The sequence below is a fragment of the Crinalium epipsammum PCC 9333 genome (assembly GCF_000317495.1).
Taxonomy (GTDB): domain Bacteria; phylum Cyanobacteriota; class Cyanobacteriia; order Cyanobacteriales; family PCC-9333; genus Crinalium; species Crinalium epipsammum.
Window position 1 is genome coordinate 2,257,277 of the sequence record NC_019753.1, and the last position, 25,756, is coordinate 2,283,032.

At 37.9% G+C, this 25,756-nt stretch carries 17 protein-coding genes and 1 pseudogene; 13 read left to right on the forward strand and 5 right to left on the reverse strand.

What is annotated here, in order from left to right:
• The first annotated feature begins 21 nt into the window (after positions 1-21).
• The 3 genes from CRI9333_RS09695 (at position 22) to CRI9333_RS09705 (ending at position 8,482) form a co-directional block, all read left to right on the forward strand.
• Positions 22-399 (forward strand): GxxExxY protein, encoded by a 378-nt coding sequence (locus tag CRI9333_RS09695; RefSeq protein ID WP_015202986.1) that lies wholly within the window; start codon positions 22-24, stop codon positions 397-399.
• A gap of 56 nt (positions 400-455) precedes the next feature.
• A complete protein-coding gene (locus CRI9333_RS09700) occupies positions 456-2,177 on the forward strand; it encodes a diflavin flavoprotein (RefSeq protein ID WP_015202987.1) in 1,722 nt (573 codons plus the stop codon).
• A gap of 182 nt (positions 2,178-2,359) precedes the next feature.
• Positions 2,360-8,482 carry a hybrid sensor histidine kinase/response regulator gene (locus tag CRI9333_RS09705; protein ID WP_015202988.1) on the forward strand — a complete coding sequence of 2,041 codons (6,123 nt, stop codon included), beginning with the start codon at positions 2,360-2,362 and terminating at the stop codon, positions 8,480-8,482.
• Between the two features lie 31 nt (positions 8,483-8,513).
• On the opposite strand, the gene CRI9333_RS09710 is transcribed toward CRI9333_RS09705, so the two are convergent.
• Entirely contained in the window at positions 8,514-8,771 is a 258-nt protein-coding gene (locus CRI9333_RS09710) for a hypothetical protein (protein ID WP_015202989.1), read from the reverse strand.
• Positions 8,772-9,112: 341 nt separating this feature from the next.
• Here CRI9333_RS09710 and CRI9333_RS09715 point away from each other — a divergent pair, with 341 nt between their 5' ends.
• Positions 9,113-10,045, forward strand: coding sequence for a WG repeat-containing protein (locus tag CRI9333_RS09715; protein ID WP_015202990.1), 933 nt, complete (start codon positions 9,113-9,115; stop codon positions 10,043-10,045).
• Between the two features lie 241 nt (positions 10,046-10,286).
• On the opposite strand, the gene CRI9333_RS09720 is transcribed toward CRI9333_RS09715, so the two are convergent.
• On the reverse strand, positions 10,287-10,715 hold the full coding sequence (locus CRI9333_RS09720) for a hypothetical protein (protein ID WP_157462304.1): 429 nt from the start codon (positions 10,713-10,715) through the stop codon (positions 10,287-10,289).
• A gap of 454 nt (positions 10,716-11,169) precedes the next feature.
• Between CRI9333_RS09720 and CRI9333_RS09725 the strand changes: the two genes are divergently transcribed.
• The 4 genes from CRI9333_RS09725 (at position 11,170) to dacB (ending at position 16,535) form a co-directional block, all read left to right on the forward strand.
• Positions 11,170-11,796, forward strand: coding sequence for an Eco57I restriction-modification methylase domain-containing protein (locus tag CRI9333_RS09725; RefSeq protein ID WP_015202993.1), 627 nt, complete (start codon positions 11,170-11,172; stop codon positions 11,794-11,796).
• A 252-nt stretch (positions 11,797-12,048) separates the two neighbouring features.
• Positions 12,049-13,122: a hypothetical protein gene (locus tag CRI9333_RS09730; RefSeq protein ID WP_015202994.1), complete on the forward strand. Its 1,074-nt coding sequence runs from the start codon at positions 12,049-12,051 to the stop codon at positions 13,120-13,122.
• 443 nt (positions 13,123-13,565) lie between these two features.
• Positions 13,566-14,828, forward strand: coding sequence for a PAS domain-containing sensor histidine kinase (locus CRI9333_RS09735; RefSeq protein WP_051035367.1), 1,263 nt, complete (start codon positions 13,566-13,568; stop codon positions 14,826-14,828).
• 162 nt (positions 14,829-14,990) lie between these two features.
• Complete coding sequence (dacB, locus tag CRI9333_RS09740; RefSeq protein ID WP_015202996.1) at positions 14,991-16,535, forward strand: D-alanyl-D-alanine carboxypeptidase/D-alanyl-D-alanine endopeptidase; 1,545 nt, start codon at positions 14,991-14,993, stop codon at positions 16,533-16,535.
• 175 nt (positions 16,536-16,710) lie between these two features.
• On the opposite strand, the gene CRI9333_RS09745 is transcribed toward dacB, so the two are convergent.
• Positions 16,711-17,697 carry a PRC-barrel domain-containing protein gene (locus CRI9333_RS09745; RefSeq protein ID WP_015202997.1) on the reverse strand — a complete coding sequence of 329 codons (987 nt, stop codon included), beginning with the start codon at positions 17,695-17,697 and terminating at the stop codon, positions 16,711-16,713.
• 361 nt (positions 17,698-18,058) lie between these two features.
• Here CRI9333_RS09745 and fahA point away from each other — a divergent pair, with 361 nt between their 5' ends.
• Complete coding sequence (gene fahA / locus CRI9333_RS09750; RefSeq protein WP_015202998.1) at positions 18,059-19,375, forward strand: fumarylacetoacetase; 1,317 nt, start codon at positions 18,059-18,061, stop codon at positions 19,373-19,375.
• Positions 19,376-19,437: 62 nt separating this feature from the next.
• On the opposite strand, the pseudogene CRI9333_RS09755 reads toward fahA, so the two are convergent.
• Together CRI9333_RS09755 and CRI9333_RS09760 are read right to left on the reverse strand one after the other, a co-directional pair.
• A pseudogene (locus CRI9333_RS09755) lies at positions 19,438-20,052 on the reverse strand (CobW family GTP-binding protein); the annotation flags it as partial.
• Positions 20,053-20,054: 2 nt separating this feature from the next.
• Positions 20,055-20,255, reverse strand: coding sequence for a hypothetical protein (locus CRI9333_RS09760; RefSeq protein WP_015203000.1), 201 nt, complete (start codon positions 20,253-20,255; stop codon positions 20,055-20,057).
• A gap of 68 nt (positions 20,256-20,323) precedes the next feature.
• Between CRI9333_RS09760 and CRI9333_RS09765 the strand changes: the two genes are divergently transcribed.
• From CRI9333_RS09765 to CRI9333_RS09780, 4 genes are all read left to right on the forward strand, one after another.
• Positions 20,324-22,603 carry a spermidine synthase gene (locus tag CRI9333_RS09765; RefSeq protein WP_232229399.1) on the forward strand — a complete coding sequence of 760 codons (2,280 nt, stop codon included), beginning with the start codon at positions 20,324-20,326 and terminating at the stop codon, positions 22,601-22,603.
• 162 nt (positions 22,604-22,765) lie between these two features.
• Positions 22,766-23,950, forward strand: coding sequence for a WD40 repeat domain-containing protein (locus CRI9333_RS09770; RefSeq protein WP_015203002.1), 1,185 nt, complete (start codon positions 22,766-22,768; stop codon positions 23,948-23,950).
• A 266-nt stretch (positions 23,951-24,216) separates the two neighbouring features.
• Positions 24,217-25,407, forward strand: coding sequence for a WD40 repeat domain-containing protein (locus tag CRI9333_RS09775; RefSeq protein ID WP_015203003.1), 1,191 nt, complete (start codon positions 24,217-24,219; stop codon positions 25,405-25,407).
• Between the two features lie 129 nt (positions 25,408-25,536).
• On the forward strand, positions 25,537-25,749 hold the full coding sequence (locus CRI9333_RS09780) for a DUF2997 domain-containing protein (protein ID WP_015203004.1): 213 nt from the start codon (positions 25,537-25,539) through the stop codon (positions 25,747-25,749).
• Positions 25,750-25,756 lie beyond the last annotated feature (7 nt).

Genomic DNA, 25,756 nt, shown 5'->3' on the forward strand with positions numbered 1-25,756 from the left:
GGCGCAAAGGGGGGATAAAGGATGACTGAAAATGAGTTGTCGAAAATAATTATTGGGTGTGCGATGAAGGTGCATACGGCTTTAGGTGCTGGATTGTTGGAATCGGCTTATGAAGCTTGTTTAGAGTATGAATTGAGGAAAGCTAAATTAAGGGTTGAAAAACAAAAACCTATACCTTTAATTTATGAAGAAGTAAGGCTAGACTGTGGCTATCGCATAGACCTGTTAGTTGAAAATAAAGTAATTATCGAGGTCAAAGCCGTCGAGTCTCTTCACCCGATACATTCTGCTCAACTTTTAACTTATCTCAAATTCATCGAGTGTAAACTTGGTATGTTGATCAACTTCAATGTTATTCACCTCAAAGATGGCATCAAAAGAGTAGTCAACGGTCTTTAAATTCCTTTGCGTCCTTTGCGCTAACCTTTGCGATCCTTTGCGTTAAAAAAAAACCTATGACCCCAACTCGCGATGTCCAAGTTCTCCCCATAGCCACAGATACTACAGTATTGCGATCGCGCACATGGGAGCGACTAAAATTTGAAATTGAATATGCCCTCAAACGCGGTACAACCGCCAACTCTTTTATAATTCAAGCTGAAAAAACTGCTTTAATTGACCCCCCTGGAGAATCTTTTACTGAGATTTTCATGCAGGCGTTAAAGCAACGTTTTGATCTTAAAAAGTTAGATTATGTAATTTTGGGTCATGTTAATCCCAATCGCAGTGTTACTCTTAAAACCTTGCTAGAATTAGCACCACAAATTACTTTTGTTTGTTCTAATCCAGGTGCGATCGCTCTACGTGCTGCTTTACCAGATAATGACTTAAATATTCTAGTGATGCGTGGGGAAGAAACCCTAGATTTAGGCAAGGGACATCATCTAGAATTTATACCTACGCCGAGTCCTCGTTGGGCAGATAGTCTTTGTACTTACGATCGCCAAACGGAAATTTTATATACAGATAAACTTTTTGGGGCGCATATTTGTGGCGATCAAGTTTTTGATGAAGGTTGGACGACTTTTAACGAAGATCGTCGCTATTATTTCGATTGTCTCATGGCTCCCCATGCCCGACAAGTTGAAACCGCGCTAGATAAATTAAGTGAGTTTCAAACTAGATTATATGCTCCTGGTCATGGTGCTTTAGTTCGCTATGGTTTGTTACCACTAACTCAAGCATATCGAGAATGGATTGGGCAGCAACAATCTAAAGATTTGAGTGTAGCTTTAATTTATGCTTCGGCTTATGGAAATACAGCTACATTAGCGAGTGCGATCGCTCGTGGTATTACTAAAGCAGGTGTTGCTGTCGAGTCGATTAACTGCGAATTTACTGAACCTGCGGAACTTCAAGCAGCAGTAGAAAAAGCAAATGGGTTTATTATAGGTTCTCCTACTCTCGGTGGTCATGCTCCTACCCCAGTACAAACTGCACTAGGAATTGTGCTATCTTCTGCCGATAAAACAAAATATGCTGGTGTCTTTGGTTCTTATGGTTGGAGTGGGGAAGCAATTGATTTACTAGAAGGTAAACTTAAGGACGCGGGCTATCAATTTGGTTTTGATCCGATTCGGGTTAAATTTAAGCCAACAGATGCCACACTTAAATACTGTGAAGAAGCGGGTACTGACTTTGCTCAAGCTTTGAAAAAAGCTAAAAAAGCCCGTATACCAAGACAGCAAACGAGTGATTCACAAACAGCCCGGATTGAACAAGCTGTAGGGCGCGTGGTCGGTTCTATGTGTGTGGTGACAACTAAACAAGAAGAACTTTCTGGCGCAATGTTAGCTTCTTGGGTTTCTCAAGCTAGTTTTAATCCCCCTGGTTTTACTGTTGCTATAGCCAAAGAACGAGCAATTGAATCTCTCACACATACAGGCAAGAAATTTGTTTTAAATATTCTTGCTCAAGGCAATCATCTTGGTTTAATGAAGCATTTCCTTAAACCATTTGCACCAGGTGAAGATCGATTTGTTGGTGTTGCTACAGAAGAAGCAAATAACGGTTGTCCTATCCTTACTGATGCACTAGCGTATCTTGAATGCACCGTATCAAATCGGATGGAGTGTGGAGATCACTGGCTAGTTTATGCCGCCGTAGAGAATGGTAAGTTACTACAAACTAGCGGTGTGACTGCGGTACATCATCGCAAATCAGGCAGCCATTACTAAACTATCTCAGTATTAATAGACATCTCTAAAAAAGAATGTAGAGACGTGCCTTAGCGGAGCCATGCGCGAACTTCGCTCTAAGCACGTCTCTACAATAGTAGAATTCATAATTTTTGTTAAATATAGATAAAATAAAAAAATGTTAAACTTGATACTTTTATAATCAGAAATAAAAACTAAAAATGATTAATATTCCAGGCTATCAAATCAAAGGGCAGATTTACGAAAGTCAAAAAAAACTGATTTATCAAGGAAAGTCGGACATTGATCACAAACCAGTTATCATTAAAGTTCTTAAACCAGGTTTTTTTACTGCTGAAGAAATTGCTCGGTTAAAACAGGAATATATAATTAGTCACGATCTAAATTATCTCGGCATTGTTAAAACTTATAGCATAGAAAATTACCAAAATGGTTTTGCTTTAATCTTAGAAGATTTTGGTGGTAAATCTTTACGTCAGGTATTTACAGCAAAGCCAATGCAATTACCAGAGTTTTTGCGTATAGCTATTGTACTTGCAGAAACTTTAATAGAATTACATAAAATACCCATTATTCATAAAGATATTAAGCCTGCAAATATTATTATTAATCCGCAAACAAGCGAAGTAAAAATAACTGATTTTTCCATTGCTTCACGCTTAGGAGTAGAAAACCAAGTTGTTAGCAATCCCAACTTATTAGAAGGCACTCTTGCCTATATGTCACCAGAACAAACTGGTAGGATGAATCGTTCGGTTGACTATCGGACGGATTTTTATTCTTTAGGTGTAACTTTTTATGAAATGTTGACGGGAGAACTTCCGTTTATTCATAGCGATCCGATGGAGTTGGTGCATAGTCATATTGCTAAACAACCAACCACACCTGCGGCTATAGCAGATATACCACAGGTGATTTCTGATATTGTGATGAAGCTTTTAGCAAAAAATGCCGAAGATCGATATCAAAGTGCTGCGGGGTTAAAGTTTGACTTAGAAAATTGTTTACAACAGTTACAAAGTAAGGGAAAAATTGACGATTTTGCAGTGGGAAAACGCGATCGGTCAAACCAACTCCTGATTCCTCAAAAGCTTTACGGGCGGGAAAATGAAGTGCAAACCTTAATGGATGCCTTTGATCTGGTTAGCAATGGCGCTAGCGAACTAATATTAGTTTCCGGTTATTCAGGAATTGGTAAAACATCTATTGTTGCTGAAGTTCATAAACCCATTGTCAAGGCACGGGGATATTTTATTTCTGGTAAATTTGATCAGTTTAAACGTAATATTCCATACTCAGCATTAATTCAAGCTTTTCAAGAATTAATCAGTCAGGTTTTAACAGAAAATGCTGAACAAATTACTGTTTGGCGGGATAAATTATTAAACGCTTTAGGCGAACAAGGTAGAGTAATTACAGAAGTCATCCCCAAAGTAGAATTAATTATTGGACAACAACCGGAACTTACGCCCATAGGAGCATTTGAAGCTCAAAACCGATTTAATCGCGTATTTCAACAATTTATTCAAGTATTTTGTCAACCAAATCACCCTTTAGTTGTCTTTTTAGATGACTTACAATGGGCTGACTCAGCATCATTAAAACTAATTCAATTGCTCGTTACTAACTTTGATAGCAAATATCTCTTAATGATTAATGCTTATCGAGATAACGAAGTTAGTTCTACGCATTCTTTTATTCAAACATTAGAAAAAATTAAAGATACTGAAGCAACAATTAATCAAATTGTTGTGCAACCTTTATCATTATATTGTGTAAATCAGATTATTGCAGAAACACTCAAAACAGATCCAGAAGCAGAACAACTTAAGCCTCTAGTAAGCATAGTATATAATAAAACGCAAGGAAATCCTTTTTACTTAACTCAATTACTCAAAAGCTTATACTCAGAAAATTTCTTAGTTTATCAAGTTGATAACGATACTTGGCATTGGGATATTCAAAAAATTCAAGCTGTAGGCATTACAGATTTTAATGTTGTTGAACTACTTGCTAGAAGTCTTCGCAAACTGCCACCAGAAACACAAAATATTTTAAAATTAGCTGCTTGCATCGGCAACCAATTTAATTTAGATGTTTTAGCCCTTGTTAATCAAGAGTCAGATACCGTAACTGCAAACCATTTATGGAGTGCGCTACAATGCGGTTTAATTTTACCAACTTCCACAGCTTACAAAATCCCTTTAGTTTTCCAAGAAGAAGAAGCTAAATACTTTCACGCCAATGATGTCAAGGTTGAATATAAGTTTTTACATGATAGAGTCCAACAATCTGCTTATTCTTTAATTCCCGAAGCTGAAAGGAAAGCTACTCACCTAAAAATTGGTCAACAGCTACTAAGAAATACTACTCCTGAATCACAAAATGAGAATATTTTTGCTATAGTAAATCACTTAAATTTTGGAATAGATTTACTTAATAATCAGTTAGACAAAAATGAATTAGCAGAATTAAATTTGATAGCTGGACAAAAAGCTAAGTCAGCGATGGCTTATGAAGCTGCTGTTAATTATTTAAATTTAGCTTTAAATCTCCTTTGTCCTGAAAGTTGGCAAGAGCAATATTACCTAGCATTTACTATCTATAAAGAGGCAGCAGAAGCAGAATATCTTAATGCCAGCTTAGATCAAGCCGAAACATTATGTAATTTTGCTTTAACACAAACACAAGTTATTCTCGATCAAATTAAATTTTATTTAATAAAATTTAAGATACATCTAGCTAAAAACCAAATTAACTTGGCTTTAGATTTAGGGCTAACAATTTTAAAAATGTTAGGAGTGCCGCTATCTGAAACTCCACCATCAGATATAAACATAGAAAAATTAGCTAATCTTCCTAGAATGACCGATCCTTACAAATTGGCAGCTATGGAGATTTTAATGTTACTCTATTCGCCTGCTACTATTTCTCAAAGCCCTCTAACGTTGCCATTTATTTATACAATGCTCGCTTTGTCGAGCGAATATGGTAATTCACCACCATCTATTTATGCTTATGCTATTTACGGTGTAATTACCGTTTGGCTCATACCCGATATTAATCTGGCTTACAAATTAAGTCAGTTATCTATCCAAGTATTAGAAAAGTTGAATGCTAAAGAGTTATACGCAAAAGTTTATTTTACAAAAGAGATAAATATTAGTTATAAAAAGGAACATCTTAGAGAAACTATAAAACCTTTACATGAATGTATTAGCAATGGTTTAGAAGTTGGAGATGTGGAATTTTCTTGCAATGCGGCTAATTATTACTGCAACCATTTATTTTTTAAGGGCGAAGTTTTAGATGTTGTGGCACAGAAACAATCAGAGTACATTAAATATATTCAAAAATTAGGGCAAAAACATCTTCTTACTATACTAAAAGTTTTCGCTCAAGCGGTAGCTAATTTGTTGAATAGTCCGCGAAATCCCTGCTTGCTAACCGGAGAATTTATGAATGAAACAGAAACATTACCTTTTTTTATTGGCTCTAATAATTTAATATCTATTTTTAATGCTTACTATTTTAAATGCTGGCTTAATTTTTTATTTAAAGAATACAAAGAAGCGGTTAAATATGGAGAGCTAATCTTAACTAAATGTGGGGCTGTTAAGGCTGAAGTTATAGTTGTTACGCAACATAACTTTTATTATTCGTTAGCTTTACTTTCTGAGTATTACCGCCTAAAAATTAAAACTAATTCTTCTAATCAAGTTGACTTAGAGAAATATTTAGAACAAGTTAGAAAAAATCAAGAAAAAATGAAATACTGGGCGGAACATTGCCCAGAAAACTTTCAGCACAAGTATGATTTAGTTGAAGCAGAAAAGGCGAAAGTATTAGGGGAAAAAGAAAAAACGATACCTTCGGTAAGCTATGCTAGCGCACTTTATGAGCAAGCTATTAAAGGGGCAAAATTACAAGGCTATATTCAAGAAGAAGCACTGGCATTAGAGTTAGCTGGAGAATTCCATTTAAGTTGTGAACATGACCGTCTCGGCAAGTATTATCTGCTAGAAGCTTATTATTGCTATGTTAAATGGGGAGCAATTGCTAAAGCTAAACACTTAGAGATTCAATACCCAGACTTAATACCGCCATCCGAAAAAATTACAAAATCAAAAAGCTTTAATACAACTTTATCTAGTAGTAGTAGTGCCGATATTCTTGATTTAACGACAGTAATTAAAGCCTCTCAAACGATAGCTGGTGAAATAGTTTTAGATAAGCTTTTAGAAAAATTAATGAAAATTATAATTGAGAATGCTGGCGCTCAAACTGGCTTTTTCATTCTTAAGAATGAATTTCAAGCTTTTATTGAAGCAAGATTAGTTTCGGAAGAAAATCAAGTAATAGTTCGTCAATCTCCTCTATCGGAAAATACTAAACTATTACCTCTATCGGTAATAAACTTTGTTGAAAGAACTAAGGAAGATGTAATTTTAATCAATGCTTCCTCTTCTACACAGTTTAATAACGATGCTTATATTACCGAAAATCAACCGCTATCAGTATTATGTACACCCATTATTCATCAAAACCAACTACTCGGCATTCTTTATCTAGAAAATAATCTGATTACTGGAGTATTTACTACAGAAAGAGTCGGATTATTAAAAATATTATCGGCTCAAGCAGCAATATCTCTACAAAATGCCTTACTTTATCGAGTAGCAGAACAAAAAGCAATTTTAGAAAAAGCGAAAGTAGCAGCAGAAGCAGCCAACCAAGCTAAAAGTGAATTTTTAGCCATGATTTCCCATGAAATTCGTACCCCGATGAATGCGATAGTGGGAATGTCACAGTTACTTTTAAATACAACACTCCAACCTCAACAAAAAGCTTTTGTTAATACTATTAGCACTAGCTCGGAATCTTTACTGACAATTTTAAATGACATTTTAGATTTATCTAAAATTGAGTCTGGGAAACTAGAGTTAGAACAACAATCTTTTAATTTATATCGTTGTATAGAAGAATCCCTGGCTTTACTAACTCCCAAAGTTATAGAAAAAGGTTTAAAACTTACTTATTCAATAGATCCACCAACTCCTGAAAATTTACACGGAGATAGTACTCGCCTTCGTCAAGTGTTATTAAATCTCTTGAGCAATGCTATTAAATTTACGCAAACTGGCGGAATTAATCTCGCTGTAACTGCGGAAAAATTAGCTAGAGAAACAAATAATGAGTCAGTTTATGAAATTCAATTTGCCATTAAAGATACAGGTATAGGTATTCCTTTAGACCGGATTCAGCAATTATTTAATCCTTTCACTCAAGTAGATGCTTCTATTAGTCGTCGTTACGGCGGAACTGGACTAGGACTTGCTATTTGTAAAAAATTAGTAGAAATGATGGGAGGGAAAATTTCGGTTGAGAGTGAATTAGGACATGGTTCAACATTTTATTTCACAATTATTGCTACCGCAGCTAGCCAGGAATTTGCTCTATCAACAGAGGAATCGAATGGAAAAATCCCTCACCTTGCTCAAGAAGTACCTTTAAAGATTTTATTAGCAGAAGACAATAAAGTTAATCAACAAGTTGCTCTACTAACCTTTGAAGCATTGGGATATCAAATTCAGATAGTGAATCATGGATTGGAGGCACTACAAGAACTACAGCAACAAAATTATGATGTAGTGTTCATGGATATACAGATGCCAGAAATGGATGGGATTACTGCTACAAGTTATATTAATCAAGAGTGGTCTAGTGAATCTAGACCTCAAATTATTGCCATGACGGCTTATGTCAATAAAGAAGATAAAGAAAGATGTTTCCAAGCGGGAATGGATGGCTATATTAGTAAACCTATTCGTATAGATGAATTGGTGAAAGTACTAAAACAGTGTTATTTATCAATTAATAAAAATGTAGCTGGGTGTCAACGCTTAACATCTCGCCAAGAATTAGAAGTTTCTCCATCTTCTTCTCTACTCCAGCAGTCTCAAGACACTACTCTAGAGGTTATTGATAGGTATATATTGCAATCACTTCGGCAAATGGCAGGAGCAAATGCTGATGAATTTTTGACTAAAATTATTAATAATTATTTTGAAGTTGCCCCGCAACTGCTAAGTGAGATTGATGCTGCTATAGATACCGCCGATGCTAATAAGTTATTTCAGGCGGCACACGCGCTGCGTTCATCTAGTGCTAATTTAGGTGCGGCAAAACTTTCGGGGATTTGCCAGGAGTTGGAGGCTATTGGGCGTAGTGGTACTACTGTAGGGGCGCAAAGTTTGCGATCGCAACTTAAATCAATGTATCAATTAGTTAAAGACGCTTTGCTCAGAGAGTGTAAAGACTAACAACTAAGAGATAAGCAAATAATCAAAGCATTTAATCCTTGTCATTATCTTTATCTTTGTCTTTGTTGCTACCCTCATCATCATCATCTCCCTGTTGGCGTGATTCATTATCGTCAGAATCTTTTTGGGTAGATCTATTTTCCTGATTTTCTGAACGATTTTCTCCGGATTCTTGCCTTTCTAATCTCGGAGAATTATTATCCTCATTGTTGGGACTACAACCACTGCCAATAATTAATAAGTTTAAGGCGATGAGTGAAATAAAATAAGGATGGCTCTGAATTTTCATAAAATTATTTTATGTAAGGACTGGATCTAAATTTTTTTTGCTGCTAGACTAGATGATTTATCTAATTTAGCACTTTTATTAAAGTAATTTTTCTTAATGTTATGGTTGATTCTTAATCGTGTAATCTACCATTAGGTCGATAAAAAATCAGTTTTTAGGTAGAAAATTTATAATTTTTGTTACAAAATTAAAAATTTTGTATTTAAAGAATAAGTTTTTAAGATTAGCTATCTATCAGGGGTCTGGAAGAAGCAAATGAACGGTATGTATAAATATTTAGTAATTTTTTTAAAATATAGCTTGTATATTGCATAAACCTGGGCAATATAGAGGATAAATAGGTGCGTCACGCCTTTTTTCCTGAATCACAGGCAAGAAAAATGTTTATTATTACCCAGAATGGCAAGTATGGTTATATTGACCATACAGGAAAGATGATCATCGAACCCAAATTTGATTTTGCTTGGAACTTCACAGAAGTACTGGCAAGGGTGATGATTAACAGTAATTTTGCCTATATAGATAAAAGGGGAAATACTGTTATCAATCCCCAATATGATGATGCTGTGGACTTCAAAGAAGGACTAGCACGGGTGAGAGTTGGCAGCAAGTGGGGTTATATTGGTCAAGCTGGAAATATTGTAATCAAGCCCCAATTTGATCTAGCTGAGGACTTTTCCGAAGGACTAGCAGGGGTGCGTATTGGCAAAAAGTTGGGTTATGTCAATCCAACTGGTGCTATTGCGATCGAGCCACAGTTCGATCTAGGTTGGAACTTCTCCGAAGGGCTGGCACGAGTTAAGGTTGGCAGCAAGTGGGGTTACATTGATAAAAGTGGAAATATGGCGATCGCTCCCCAATTTGATGATGCTGTCAACTTTAATGAGGATCTGGCAAGAGTCAAAATCGCAGATAAGTGGGGTTATATAGATAAGAAAGGCAATTTCAAAATCAAACCAGATTTTTCTAGGGCAGAAGACTTCTCGGCAGGAATTGCAGCAGTGAAGATTGACAAAAAGTGGGGTTACATTAACTTATCTGCTGCTACTATGATCGAACCTCAGTTTGATCAAGCTTCTAAATTCTGTGAAAATCTGGCAAGTGTGAAAACTGGCGATAAGTTCGGCTATATCGACATCACGGGAAATCTTCAAATTAGACCGATGTTTGATAATGCTGAGGATTTTTCATCTGGTGTTGCCAGAATCAGGATGGCTGACAAGTCTGGATATATTGATAAGAGAGGCAATTTTATTTGGAACCCAAGTAATTAAAGCTGTCTTGTGAGCCAAGATTAGACAACTTTATTACCTAATATACGTTTTATCCCTGCTTTCTAAAAGCAGGGGTTTAAACTTGTTTTTAGGCGTAAAAACAAAGCGAATAAATTGAGATTACAAAAATACAATTTAATTAACAAAAATTAATATAGAAAATTACAGTGCGATCGCTATAAAAGAATTTACTTTTCTACAAAAAACTTCAAGAAATTAAATTAGCTACCACCTGTAATACTTACTGTGATGAAGCAGTAAGGGTTTTTGTTTTATTTGCCTTACTTAAATCTAAAAACTCGACAATTTCAGCAGGTCTAGCTCCAGCAGCAATCATTTTTTGGACATCAGCTACTAAGAATTTTGACAAGTAGCGGCGGTTACTCTTGCCATTACCATAGTAGCCATAGCGATATTGCTTAACTGAACCATCGTAGTTACGCTCCTCTTCAATCCAGCCAGTACCACGAGTACTGGAATTGGTAAAGATAAAGCAATTAACTCCACCCGCTTCTTGAAGCAAATTTGACTGTTCTTCAGACAGCGCCACAATTTCAGCCTGGATTTGCAGTCGCCTTGCAGGAGTCGCAGTTTTTAGCTCTTGCACTAATGCGTACTGTTCCTGCAAAATGCCAGTCATCCGAGCTTCTGGCGATAGTTGTTTAGGCATAGCAATCATTAAAAGCAGCGCTGTTGGTATCAGCTTTATTGTAGTTTTAAGTAGATGAGCTTCTAACGGCAGTAAGCTCCTTCTACCGCTTGAGTAATTATGCTGCCGTTTGAGCAGGCAATGTATAGTTTGCAACACGTCGAATTACCGCATTTTGTCCACGCATACCATCTGGTGATTTCGCCACAAGCCTTAGCTATTTTCACCCCATTAATTGTAGGCTTAACAGCTTGAATAGCAGGTTTAACGAAATCAGGTTGAGGAGGAAGACTGTTTACAATCAACCCTAAAATCATGACGCAATGCACCCTTATTATATTATTACCTTAATTCCTTTGCGTATCAGGAAAAAACTCCAGACACACCCCAGATTGATTTTCCTTGATCCCAACTGTTATTAGGTATAGGTATGAGACCCCCTATACCTATAAATTCTTAAGGTCGGTAACATAGTATGACCGAACAAATAAAGGTTATAAATCCTTCACGCAGTCTTTGCTTTTATCCAAGTGTTGAATGGGCAACAGCAGAACTTTTACCTAGGCTACCCCTAGAACATGGAGACGTAATTTTAGATCCTGCAAGTGGAGAAAATGCGATCGCCAAAGTAATTAAAGATTTTTCTAATCGCATTCATGTTTTTAGTAACGATATTGACTCCTTACAGCCAGCAGATTTTCACTTTGATATGACCTTACGAGAGTCATGGAAATGGATAGAACGCAGTACAGGTGGTTTTGATTGGGTAATTGGTAATCCACCGTTCACGTCTGCACCACCAAAGGGTAAAAGGAGAGGTAAGCCAATTGTGCATTTATTTGTACAGATGGGTTATCAGTACGCTAGAAAAGGGGTGATTTTACTCTTGAGTAAATCATTTACAGAACCCGTTAAAGATCGGCGTTCTTGGTTTCAAACCTATAGCCATGAACAGTTTCTTGAACTACGTTTAGAACGTATTCGCACAAGCTATGATCCCTATAACAAGAAGATCAGCAGTACCAATGAAGTTGCCTACGATTGGTATGGATGGCAACATGGGCATAGTGGCGGTTTTGTGCCTGAGTATATTTGGCGATAAAGCTAAAAGTAACTGTATGCGTTCGCGTAGCGACTCGAAGAATGAGTATCGCGGGTATCGCACTTTTTGTCAGTGCAAATATCGGTATCAGCTAAAAAAATAACTTTTACTCTTATTGTTTTAGCTAAATCTTGCAGGTAAATAAAGATTTTGAAAGTGAGAACTGCCGGAAATATTTCTGCACTATAACATTAAACAGTTCTCATAATAAAATATTTAAACTAATTTTTAGTGGTGCATAACCTTAATGCTATGGATACACTTAATGATTTAACAATCATACACGAATTCGTCAAAGGTAAAACACAATTTTTATCCAATTTAAATTTGTGTATCGAAGGTGATTTTACCAAATCTCAGTTATTTTCAACCAGCAAAAAATTACTTGCCATCATCAGGGTAGTTAATAAAACACGATCAGCTTTAGTTCGTCAAAAATCTGAATATTGCGAGCTATTAGAGCAAGTTCTCCAAAAAAGCAGCTTTATACCCATTGGTACAGAAAAAGAAGGTTTAATTGCCTACGAGCAACACGAAATTCCTTTAGGTTATACCTTGCAATATACACAAGCTGTTAATGTCTGGGAAGCTTGGTATCCTCGTCAAACGCAGCAGATACATGATAGCAGACTGGATATTTTAATGTTTTTTCAGAAAAAATGGCATCCCATTAAAGAAATGAGCTTTGAGCAAGACAGGCTCATACTCAAAACTTTATACAGTCAAATAAACTTAGATAGTGAACAACAGGTTGCTTGGGTGTGTAAATCTCATAAACTGATAGTTAATAAAAGCTCAAATTTGATCAATGGTTACTACCAAAAATCATTGCCAGTAGAAAATTGCACTGTTTACCCACGTTATTCAGAAAATCGTTCTCAAAAAAATTTACTAATTCAAAAAAACAATTATTTTACCCAAGTCCCCGCAAAAGCTGCCGTTAATCCGCCAAAACTAGCAAGCGTTAGAGCGCAGCACTTAGAAAAGCATACACCCGCGACTGTGGAAAATTTAGCCCTTGCTCAAAATAATTTTGCCACCGAAATAACTTTATCTTCCCAGGAATCTTTTTATAATCAATCTAGCCGTGAAAACAAATTAATTACGCAACTTTTTGGCAATAACAACATGGATAGCCATTTAGATAATTCTAATGAATGTCAAGTTTATTCTTTCAATCCTGTTAAAAAATCAACCGAGATAGAAGATAAAAATTATGTATTAAAATTTGCAGATGGTCGGCTATATATCCAAACTGAAATAGGAGAAATAGTTATAGAAGGTTCTGATTATCAATTTAAAATCAATCCCAATAATCCTAATTAATTAGTTTGCTTAAAAAATTGCACGAGGTCTTAATGGTTTATTGAGAAATTGGCATTTGATTAAATTGCGCTGTTTTCGGCACAAAAATATCTAACGCACTAACTTTTTCTGGCTATCTTAACCCGACATAAGCATCTGCTGATGCTGATGCACCTTTGGCAATTTGAGATCTCTCCACTTTTTCTAATTTCAACAGGTTAAAGCTGCTCACGCTGTAACAGCTAGTCAAATTAAGTGACACAAGCTTGCAGCAGAATTAGCCTCAATTAACGAAGATAGTTTTCGCTTGCTAGTTGAGGGAGCCAAGGATTACGCTATTTTCAGAGCTTAATGTCTATACTTGGAGTGTTGCAGCAGGCTAAAGATTCAGTGTAAGCTAGTGGGTTGATATATCTACTTGTGTTGAGCTTTACTTGGTAGTTTCGCCTCAGCACTCTTTTCCAATGAAAGAAGAAGACTACAGCAAAGAGCGACTAATCAGGGAGTTGGCAACAGCGCGTCGGCGGATTGTTGAGTTAGAAGCATTAGAAAATAGACTAAAGCAGGTAGAGAAGGAGTTGCAGCAAGAGCGAGACTTAGTTGGGAACCTGCTGGATACAACTGATAGTTTAATCAATAACTTTGTAGGAGCGGTGCTTGATATTGCTAATACCTTAGTAGTTGTACTAGATCCACAAGGGAGGATTCTCAACTGCAACCCGACATTTGCGAACACTACGCTTTATTCTTTAGCTGACATTAAAAACAAATACCTTTGGGAAGTTTTTGATATTTCTGAAAATTTAGGTCAACTACAAGCTGTTTTTAGAAAAATTAAGGCAAAATCAACTGGTAACGCCAGAGAATGCGTTTGGAAAAGAAAAGATGGTAAGTATAGATACATCTCTTGGTCTCATATAAATATCCAGAACCCTGATGGTTCGGTTGCTTATATTCTAGGTAGTGGTGTTGATGTTACTGAACAAAAACTTGCGGAAGCCGAAATCATTAAATCTTTGCAAAAAGAAAAAGAACTTAATGAGCTAAAATCGAGTTTTATTTCAATTGCGTCTCACGAATTTCGTAACCCGCTCACTGCTATTCTAATGTCTGCTGAAATATTAGAAAATTTTAGCAGTCAATTGAGTGAAAAGAGAAAAATAGAAGAATTTTATCGAATTAAAAATACGATCAAGTCCCTCACTAAATTGATGGATGATATTTTGGTAATTAGTAGAGCGGAATCGCGATTTCAACAGTTTAATCCTAGCTGGTTAGATCTCAAAAAATTATGTAATGAGATAGTAGAAGAAATACAGAGAAGTACTAGCAGCAAGCATAAAATTGTATTTACCAGTAAGGGTAAATTTAATTTGTGTTATATAGATGAAACTTTACTACAACACATTTTGATTAATTTGCTATCTAACGCTATTAAATATTCACCAGAGGAAGGAATGATTTATTTTGAACTAGAGGGTCAGGATGAAGAAGTAATGTTTAAAATAACTGATTCTGGGATTGGTATTCCTGTGGAAGATCAAAAGCTGCTTTTTACTTCTTTTCATAGAGCTAGAAATGTTCGTAAAATTCAGGGTACAGGTTTAGGTTTATCAATTGTTAAAAAGATGGTAGAGCTACACGGGGGGCAAATTAGTTTTGAGAGTCAGGTGGGAGTAGGAACAACTTTTACAGTGAGTTTGCCTTTGACAATGAACAATGAATGAGTTGAGTTTTAAGTTTAACTAGGATCAATTTACTTATATGCTCTTAAATAAAACTGATTTTTCGGATATGCTATTAATACTGCCAAGGTAGGGCGGAACGTTTGGCACAGTATCAGCATCATATAGCAGATAATTTAGATTTAATTAGTAGAGGTTTTACTTTTGTTTAAAAATTGGACATTGTGGACGACTAAGAGTAAACCTCTGAGTGTTTTGTTGCTGTTCCTGATAGTACAGGGAATTACTGGGCAAAGAGCGATCGCACAAAAATCAACTACTTTGCCATCTAGTTTAATTGCCCAAAATTCTCCTGGTAAGACTCAACCCCTACCAGCAATTTGTTCGGCACAATTGGGAAATGCTATTGAAGCAGTCATCAACCGTCCGCAGTATCAACGCTTTCGCTGGGGTGTATTAGTGGAACCTGTGTTTGGTACAGGAACATTATATGCACGCGATCGCGATCGCTACTTTATCCCCGCTTCCAATACAAAATTATTCACCACAGCCGCAGCATTAAGCAAGTTAAGCCCAAATTACCGCATTCGCACTTCTATTTATAACGCTAGTAGCGATCCAAATATTAAATCTTTGCGGCTTGTCGGACGAGGCGATCCTAGTTTAACTGATGAACAGTTAAAAACATTAGCACAACAATTAAAGCGCCAAGGCTATGATCAAATACAACAGTTAGTTGTAGACGATGGTTATTTTCAAGGCACACCAATTCACCCTAGTTGGGAATGGGAAGATGTGCAATATTACTACGGCACAACTGTTAACAGCTTAATTGTCAATCAAAATGCTATAGGTCTAACAATATCACCCCAAAAACCAGGACTTCCCCTGAAAGTTAGCTGGAATGACCCAATTAGTGCTATTAGCTGGCAAGTAGAAAATAACTCTGTTACATCTGCGCCAGGTTCAGAGTCTTCTGTGCAATTTAACAGCTTTTTAGGTAAGCCAGTATTGCGAATTTCAGGACAATTAGCTGCTGATGCCCAGCCGAATTTACAAGCAATGGCAGTTATTGATCCTGCCGAAACTTTTTCACGTCACTTACGAGTAGCTTTAGCAGGGCAACAAATTAAAGTTGCTAATACACAAGTAGTTTCTACTAATAATACTGATAATGCTCAAGAATTAGCAGCAGTTGAATCTGCACCACTTGCAACTTTGTTAGCCGAAACTAACCAAAATAGTAATAATTTGTATGCCGAAGCTTTGCTGCGATTATTAGGTGCAACTAACAAAGAATTAGGAGCTAATAATCAAGATACTGCTCAAATAGGTTTAGCTACTGTTAAACAAACATTAACTAATTTGGGAGTTGATCCAGAAAGTTATAAATTAGTTGATGGTTCTGGGTTATCGCGTCATAATTTGGTTAGTCCGAATGCGATCGTCCAAACTTTAAAAGCTATGGCAAAATCGCCTTATGCAGAATACTATCGAGCATCTCTGCCCGTAGCTGGGGTTAGTGGTACGCTGAAAACTCGCTTGCGTAATACTCCAGCAGAAGGAATTTTGTCAGCTAAAACTGGAACAATGACTGGAGTTGTAGCTTTATCTGGATATCTTAACGCCCCGATTAATCAACCCCTAGTTTTTAGTATTCTAGTTAATCAATCAGACCAATCTGCATCTGTAATGCGCCAAGCTATGGATGAAATTGTGCTGCTATTAACTCGTGTGCGTAGTTGTTAAGACTTTAGAGTAGCTTGTACACACATAACTATATCTATCAAGACTTACGCAAGACAACACGCGGGTAAGATGCCCGCACTACTGATGTGGTTACCTAAAAGTAGAGACGCGCTATTGGTGCGTCTCTACTTCCCCTATCTGTCGTGTGACTATCTTGGTCACTAGGACTTGCTAATTAGTACGTGCCATCGTCTTGATATTCTGGCTGTTTAGTTTTCTCCGGTATATTCAGCTTAGGAGCTTTGTAAGTCTGAGGCTTAACATCTTCTCCCCAAGCATCGCCTTCTATTTCGTCTTCATAGTCGTAATCATCCTCGTAAGTTTCGGCTTCAGCATAGCTACGTTGTTGGTACTGAGGCTTTCTGGAGGTATCTGTTGATGCTTCACTCCAGTTATCTTCTTCTACGTCCTCTTCATAGTAAATTGATTCAGACTGGCGACGGCGAGGTAATGGCTGTGGTTGGGGTTCTTCCCAATCATCATCACTCCACGCATTTTGAGTAACAGGCGTAGCAGTACGAATGTTGGTGGGAGTGCGAACAGGAATACCAGTTCCTAGCTGATTCTCAGGTCGGGCGCTAGGAGTAAAGTAAGCTTCGTCTTCTTCGCTTTCCCAAGGTGCTTTGCCAAGTCCCAGGCGCTCTAGAACACCAACGGTAAGTTGATTCATGCGTTCTTCTGCGCCTTCAAATACAATCAAGCGATTAGGACCGCTACTGACGATTTCATCAACGGGCAACTCGTATGTACTTAGAACTTGCTCAGGAATCAGGGGAAGCCCTAAAGAAGCGATGATTATAGAGGCAACTTGACCGTCATCGCTGTTGAATTTGAAGCCACGCACTCGTCCCAGGAGTTCTCCGGTTTCGGTGATGACTTCGCTGTTAATCAAGGTGCTGTAGGCATCAACGTCAATATCTTCAATAACGTTGTCATCCTCGACTAAGATGACATCACCCCATTTACGAATGCTGCTAAGGAGCAGATATCGAGGCATCCCAGCTATCGAGATCAGGTTGTCTCGTAAACCGAGTGCTACAACCTCCCGTCGGTCAATGTCTACCAATAGCTCCTTGACGACTCCCAAGCGCTTGCCAGTGTCGCTGGTGATAACTTGGGTATTGATTAAATCGGAGCGGTAACGGATTTGTTCAGATCTCATTGCAGGCAGAATCCTGATCTCGAATTCTATTAGTTATCAATAATAATCACATCATAGTTTCCAAAAATTTATGCCAATATTGCACTGTTTCTGGTTTGTGAGTTTTACCTCACTGGCTGAACTAGACAACCTTTTAAGCTTTTAAGCTTTTGTGTTGAATTTATTGTAGCGGATCGGTTCTAGAACAAACTCGTCAAGGTTTTTTGCATTCCTTGGGTTTCTTGCTTGGTTCAAGCACTAACTTAAGATAGAAGCGTATCTCTAGGGCGGGGGCTGGGGGATGAGTGAGGAGTAAATTAACAATAAGCTGATCTAAATCTCCCCTGCTTCCCTGGGGTCTAAAATAACAAACTATAAGCTGATGATTTCGATAAACGCCACTTCAGATCCAAGTTTACGCAGTTGGGTAGAATCTGCAAATAGTCCGGATAGCGATTTTCCTATTCAAAATTTGCCTTTTGGTGTATTCCGATGTGGGGGTATTACTGAATCCTCTCAGATTGGAGTAGCGATAGGCGATCGCATTTTAAATTTATCATCATCTTGTCAAGCAGGACTATTCCAAGGACTGCCACAGGAAATTCAAGAAGCAATTTTAGCGAGTAACTTAAATTTGTTGATGGGTTTGGGACAAATAGCGTGGTCAACGTTGCGCGATCGCATCAGCAACATATTACGCTGGAACGGTGAAACAACTCCTGCCGCAACAGCATCACTTATCCCCATGTCTGATGCTGAAATGCTTTTACCTGCAAGCATTGGTGACTATACAGACTTCTACGCCTCAATTTTTCATGCTACAAATGTCGGTAAATTATTTCGTCCTGATAATCCCTTATTGCCTAACTATAAATATGTCCCCATTGCTTATCATGGACGCGCATCTTCAATTTTTACCAGTGGAACTTCTATTAAACGTCCCAGTGGTCAAACAAAGAAACCTGATGAACAAATACCTAGTTTTCGAGCATCCCAACGTTTAGATTATGAATTAGAAGTAGGGTTTTTTGTTGGTTCTGGTAATGAATTAGGACAGCCTATAACTATAGAAAAGGCTGAGGAACATATATTTGGATTATGCTTAGTTAATGATTGGTCGGCGCGAGATATCCAAGCATGGGAATATCAGCCACTTGGTCCTTTTTTAGCGAAAAGTTTTGCTACTACAATTTCGCCTTGGATAGTTACTAAAGATGCTTTAGCACCTTTTCGTTGTCCAGCTTTTCAACGTGCTAAGGAAGATCCTTTACCACTATCTTATCTGTCTGATTCAGATAATACCCAATTAGGGGGAATAGACATTACTTTAGAAGCTTTTATAAGTTCACCACAAATGCGCGAACAAGGAATAGAACCTTTGCGCTTAAGTCGTGGATCTTTTAAACAGATGTATTGGACAATAGCACAGATGCTCACCCATCATACGAGTAATGGTTGTAACCTTCGCGCTGGAGATTTATTAGCTAGTGGAACAGTTTCGGGTGAGTCAGACAGTGCGCGTGGTTGTTTGCTGGAAATAACTCAAGGTGGTTCTAGTACTGTGGAATTACCAACAGGTGAAGTGCGATCGTTTTTAGCAGATGGTGATGAAGTTATTCTGCGTGGGTATTGTGAGAAAGAAGGATTTGCCAGGGTTGGTTTTGGAGAGTGTCGAGGTATGATTCGACTGGATACATAATAGAAGATAGTGCGATCGCACCTTGCAGATGTTGTATAAATAAATGATTCAAATTCTGGTTAATGAACGTGATGCGGTTGGGGTTGTACTCGTTCTCGACCTATACCAAATAATAAATCTGGATCTATTTCACAACGTTTAGTATGAATAATTGAAGCAACTTCATTAAAGCGATGTAACTTTTCTTCTATCGCTGCTAACTCACTTTCAGATACTAAATCAACCTTATTTAACAGAATAGTATCTGCTGATTCAATTTGCATTCGTGTTGTATGTCCAACTTGCGGATATTTTACCATTGCATCTGCATCAACAACTGTAACCACTCCATCAAGTCGCACTTGAGTTAAGCTTTCTTGAATATCAAATACTAGCGCGTCTGGTTCTGCAACTCTGGTAGTTTCTACAATAATATAATCGGGGTCAACAGTATCAATAATTTCATCAACAGCAGCTTCAAATTCACCTAATAGCGAACAGCAGACACAACCGCCACCTAAATCTGCCATTTCGACATTTTTACCTTGAATAATTTTGGCATCAATAGAAATTTCGCCAAATTCATTCATTAAAATTGCAATTTTTTTATTAACTGTATTGAGAATGTGACGCAGAAGTGTTGTTTTTCCGCTCCCCAACGCACCAGGTATAACTGTTAGTGGTGTACGAATTGGCATAATTACTCAGCCTTATTTTTAGGAAAATCTCGTAATAGATAAATAAAAACGGCAATATTTACTAAAAAGACAATTATTTTTAACATAGAGAAGCCACGATAAATTGTACCTTGTGGGGGAGGTGTATTAATTTCAGTTTGTAAACGCTGTAATAATTCTTGCATAACCCAATTGGGAATACGCGATCGCACATTAGAGGACACATCGGGTGCTAGTATTATTCTCCTGTACACTATTTATCAGTGCATTTCTACTCTTCTGCGTACAACTGATGGTAGCCAAAATGATTCTACCTTTATTAGGTGGATCGCCGTCAGTCTGGAATACCTGCTTATTTTTCTTTCAAACAACATTATTACTCGGTTATGGATACTCCCATCTCACCACACGCTGGTGGGGTACACGCCGTCAAGCCATAATTCATAGCTTTTTACTCTTAAGTGCGATCGCATTTTTACCCATCACAGTTAGTAAAAATATTATTCCTCCTCAGAATAGTAATCCTATCATCTGGTTACTAGCATTATTAGTATTAGCTGTTGGTTTACCTTTCTTTGTAGTTTCTACCAGTGCGCCCTTAGTTCAAAAATGGTTTGCTAACACCAGTCATCCAGATAGCAATGACCCATATTTTCTTTATTCAGCTAGTAATTTAGGCAGTATTTTAGGAGTATTAAGCTACCCTATCTTAATTGAGCCTAATTTTACCCTTACTCAACAAAGCTGGTTATGGACAATAGGTTATGGATTGCTGATTTTACTAATATTTGGATGTGCAGTTTGCTTGTGGAAATTTCCTAACGCCAAAGAAACTACAAGCGAAAATAGCACAGATATTAACAACCAACCTAATATCTTACACCCAGAAAAAAACACTCTTAATCCCCCCCTCCCTGTTAACGGGGAGGGGGCTGGGGGGTGGGGTTCTATCCCTACGCCTCCAACCATTCAACAACAAGCACAGTGGGTAGTGCTATCATTTTTACCCTCAAGCTTACTGTTAGGAGTTACTACTTATATAACCACAGACATTGCAGCTATTCCGCTTCTATGGGCTGTACCATTAGCAATTTATTTATTTACATTTATCTTAGCTTTTTCACCTGCTATTAAAATACCCTATCAAACTTTAGTAGGGCTTCTACCTTTATGGATAACAGCGCAAGTAATTGTATTTTTACTGCAAGTGATGAAACCGATGTGGTTATGGCTACCATTTCATCTGATCGGGTTCTTAATTATAGGTTGTGTTTTTCACGGAGAATTAGCCCAAAGTCGTCCTAATACTAAATATTTAACTACTTATTACTTGTGGATTTCAGTTGGTGGAGTATTGGGGGGATTATTTAATGCGATCGCAGCACCTTTATTATTTAAATCCGTCCTAGAATACCCAATAGTTATGGTTTTCAGCCTCCTACTACTGAGAACAACCTTTTATAACAGTGAAATTAATAACAGCAACCCTGAATTATTGATTAAATCTCCAGCAGATTCATATTTAAAACTGCGTCAAACACTACCCATTAGTATAGGCTTGTTACTTGGTACTTTAATAGTAGGTTTCTATCCGAAAATATTTATTACAAACTTGCCAGGAATATTAATTGCTTGCGCTATTTTTAGTGGAATATTTTATGCTTTTAAACTCCATCCTGTACGACTGTTAGTAGGATTATCATTGATTTTATTAATTGGGCAGTTTTATATCGGATACATTGGTGGTATACTAGATACTGAACGCAGCTTTTTTGGTGTCTATCGTGTTTTACACGACAAGCAAAGAAACTTTAATAGCCTGTTACATGGAACTATCTTACATGGCAAACAAAGCTTAGATGCTAATCGTCGCGACGAACCATTAACTTATTTTCATCCTACTAGCCCAGTTGGGCAATTATTCCAATCTTTTAAAGATAATACTACTACTAATAAAAGTATTTCTAAGGTTGCTGTTTTAGGGTTAGGTATTGGCACTTTAGCAGCCTATTCAGAACCAGGACAACAGTGGGCTTTTTACGAAATAGATCCGAAGGTTGAAAAAATCGCTCGTAATCCCAATTATTTTACCTTTTTACAAGATTCAAAAGCGCCGTTTTCAGTGGTATTAGGAGATGCACGCCTACAAGTAGCTGATGCCCCTAATAATCAGTACGATCTAATTTTCATGGATGCTTTTAGTTCTGATGCTGTACCAGTTCATTTAATTACTAAAGAAGCAATTCAGCTTTATTTAAGTAAGTTAGCGCCACAAGGTTTAATCGTCATCAATATTTCTAATCGTTATCTAAATTTAGAACCAGTTTTAGGTGCTTTAGCAGAAAATTTAGGTTTGTCTACCCTGAGACAATTACAATTGAATATTACTCCCACAGAGAAAGAAATGGGTAAATCTTCTTCTCATTGGGTAATACTAGGGCGTAATCAAAATGATTTTGGTAAGCTTGTTAAAGACTCGCGCTGGCAACCAATTCCAAAAAGTTTAAATGCACCACTATGGACAGATGATTTTTCAAATATATTTAGTGTTTTACGGGGTTTTAATAAGTGAGAATTGAGTATATTTGATAGCAACCAAGAGATCCCCCTAAATCCCCCTTAATAAGGGGGACTTTGAATTTTCCCCCCTTCTTAAGGGGGGCTAGGGGGGATCAAGGTTTTGCTACCCTGCGCCAAGTACAGGACGGCAAAGAATACCAGAGGTAAAGGTGTGATGCCAGAAAAGCCCCAACAGCCTAGAGAATACGATGTCGTGCTTGGTGGCAGTGCTGCAACACCCTCATCAGGGGTTGTGCTGGGAGGACTCGATGGCGTTAAAAGTCGTTTGGCAAGCGCCTCTGTAGAAGTAAGGGTGAGTGCTGTTAAAGATGCCTTGAATTATGGGGAAACAGGGATAGATTTAGTAATTCAGGCTTTAAAAAACTCTTCGGAAGAAGTACAGGAGTGTGCCTATTTATTACTTAAGGAAAGGACAGAACCAAAAATTCAACAGGCGTTAAAACAGGTACATCCCTGGGAATTTTTGACGCGCATTTATACCATAAATGGGCATTCAGAAGGTGTTTGTTCTATAGCTATCAGCCCAGATATTCAAATTGTCAGTAGCAGTAATGACAAAACTATTAAGGTGTGGGATATCAAAACGGGAAATTTGCTGCATACCCTACAAGGGCATTCATACTTTGCTAATTCTGTAGTTATCAGTTTAGATAATCAAACAATTATCAGTTGCAGTTTGGATAATACTATCAAAGTGTGGGATATCAAGACGGGAAAATTACTGCGTACCCGACAAGGACATTCAGAAATTGTTAATTCTGTAGCTATCAGTTTAGATGGTCAAACAATTGTTAGTGGTAGTGATGACAAAACCATCAAGGTGTGGGATATCAAAACGGGAAATTTACTGCGTACTCTACAAGGGCATTCACGCATTGTTAATTATGTAGCCATTAGTCCAAATGGTGAAATTGTTGTCAGTGGCAGTAGGGACAATACTATCAAGGTGTGGGATATCAAGAAGGGAAATTTGTGGCGTACCCTGGAGGGACATTCAGATATTACTTCAGTAGCTATGAGTTTAAATGGTGAAGTTGTTGTCAGTGGTAGTAGGGACAATACTATCAAGGTGTGGGATATCAAGAAGGGAAATTTGTGGCATACCCTGGAGGGACATTCAGACTATATTACTTCAGTAGCTATGAGTCCAAATGGGAAAATTGTTATCAGTGGCAGTGGTGACAAAACTATCAAAGTGTGGGATATCAAGAAGGGAAAATTGCTGCGTACCCTAGAGGGACATTCAGATTCTATTACTTCAGTAGCTATGAGTTTAAATGGTGAAGTTGTGATCAGTAGTGATAGTCGCAACACCATCATGGCGTGGGGCGTTAGATAAAATAAATCTTAATAATTAATTAGTTAGTTCTGCTGACACATAATATCAAGTAGTAAGCATACTATAATAATCGCCTGACAAATTTACTTTGTATTAACAATTAGTTTAGACAAATACTGGATTTCAGCGACGATGAGTTATCATACTCGCACCTAAGCTATTAGAAAATTTTACATTAAGAGCATTGCCAGAAAATTTGGTTGAGGTCGTGCTACCCTGCGACAGGTATAGGATGGCAAATTAAAGATTGCAGAGGTAAAAGTGTAATGTCAGAAAAGCCCCAGCAGCCTAGAGAATATGATGCCGTGCTTGGTAGTACTGCCCCCACCCCGTTAGCAGGGGTTGTACTTGGAGGACTCGACGGCGTTAAAAGTCGCTTGGCAAACGCCTCTGTAGAAGTAAGGGTGAGTGCCGTCAAAGATGCCTTGAATTATGGGGAAACAGGCATAGATTTAGTAATTCAGGCGTTGAATGATTCTTCAGAAGAAGTACAATACTGTGCCTATTTATTACTACGGGAAAAGACAGATCCGAAAATTCAACAGGCGTTAAAACAGTTCAAACCCTGGAAATTTCTGACGTGCCTCCGGTCTTTAGAGGGGTATTCATTGGGGATTGATTCTGTAGCCATCAGTCCCGATGGTCAAACGCTTATCAGTGGCAGTAAAGACAAAACCATCAAGGTGTGGGATATCAAGACAGGAACCTTGCTCCTTACCCTAGAGGGGCATTCAGACTGGGTTAAGTCTGTAGCCATCAGTCCCGATGGTCAAACGCTTATCAGTGGCAGTAAAGACAAAACCATCAAGGTGTGGGATATCAAGACAGGAACCTTGCTCCTTACCCTAGAGGGGCATTCAGACTGGGTTAGGTCTGTAGCTATCAGTCCCGATGGACAGACGGTTATTAGTGGCAGTGAGGACAAAACTATCAAAGTGTGGGATATCAAGACAGGAACCTTGCTCCTTACCCTAGAGGGGCATTCAATGTGGGTTAATTCTGTAGCCATCACTCCCGATGGTCAGACGCTTATCAGTGGCAGTGGTGACAAAACCATCAAGGTGTGGGATATCAAGACAGGAATCCTGCTGCTTACACTAAAGGGGCATTTAGACCGGATTAATTCTGTAGCCATCACTCCCGATGGACAGACGGTTATTAGTGGCAGTTCTGACAAGACCATCAAGGTATGGGAGATTAAGACAGGAACCTTCCTGCGTACCCTATGGGGGAATTCAGACCGGATTAATTCTATAGCCATCACTCCCGATAGTCAGACGGTTATCAGTAGCAGTTTTGACAAGAGCATCAAAGTGTGGGATATCAAGACAGGAACCTTGCTGCGTACCCTAAAGGGGCATTCAAGCCATGTTATGTCCGTAGCCATCAGTCCGGATGGACAGACGCTTATCAGTGGCAGTAATGACGAAACCATCAAGGTGTGGGGAGTTGGATAAAAGGAGCTTTAAGAATTAATAAGTTGGGTTGAGTGAAACAGACTATAAAGTAGTAACCATACTGTAATAATCACATTACAAGTTCACCCTATTTAAGCCAGCAGTTCCCATAAATATAGGATAAGAAACATGGCTGAATATCAAAAAGTTGAATACCGCATTGGCAAAGACGGCAAGATTACCGAAAAAGTCATCAATGCCACTGGATCAAATTGTACTCAAACCACCGAGACAATTGAAAAATCCTTGGGAGAAGTATCCTCTCAGGAATTGTTACCAGAGTATTACGAAGATTCAGAAAATCTCACAACCAGCGAAACCCAATCATTAAATCAAATGTAGAGATTGT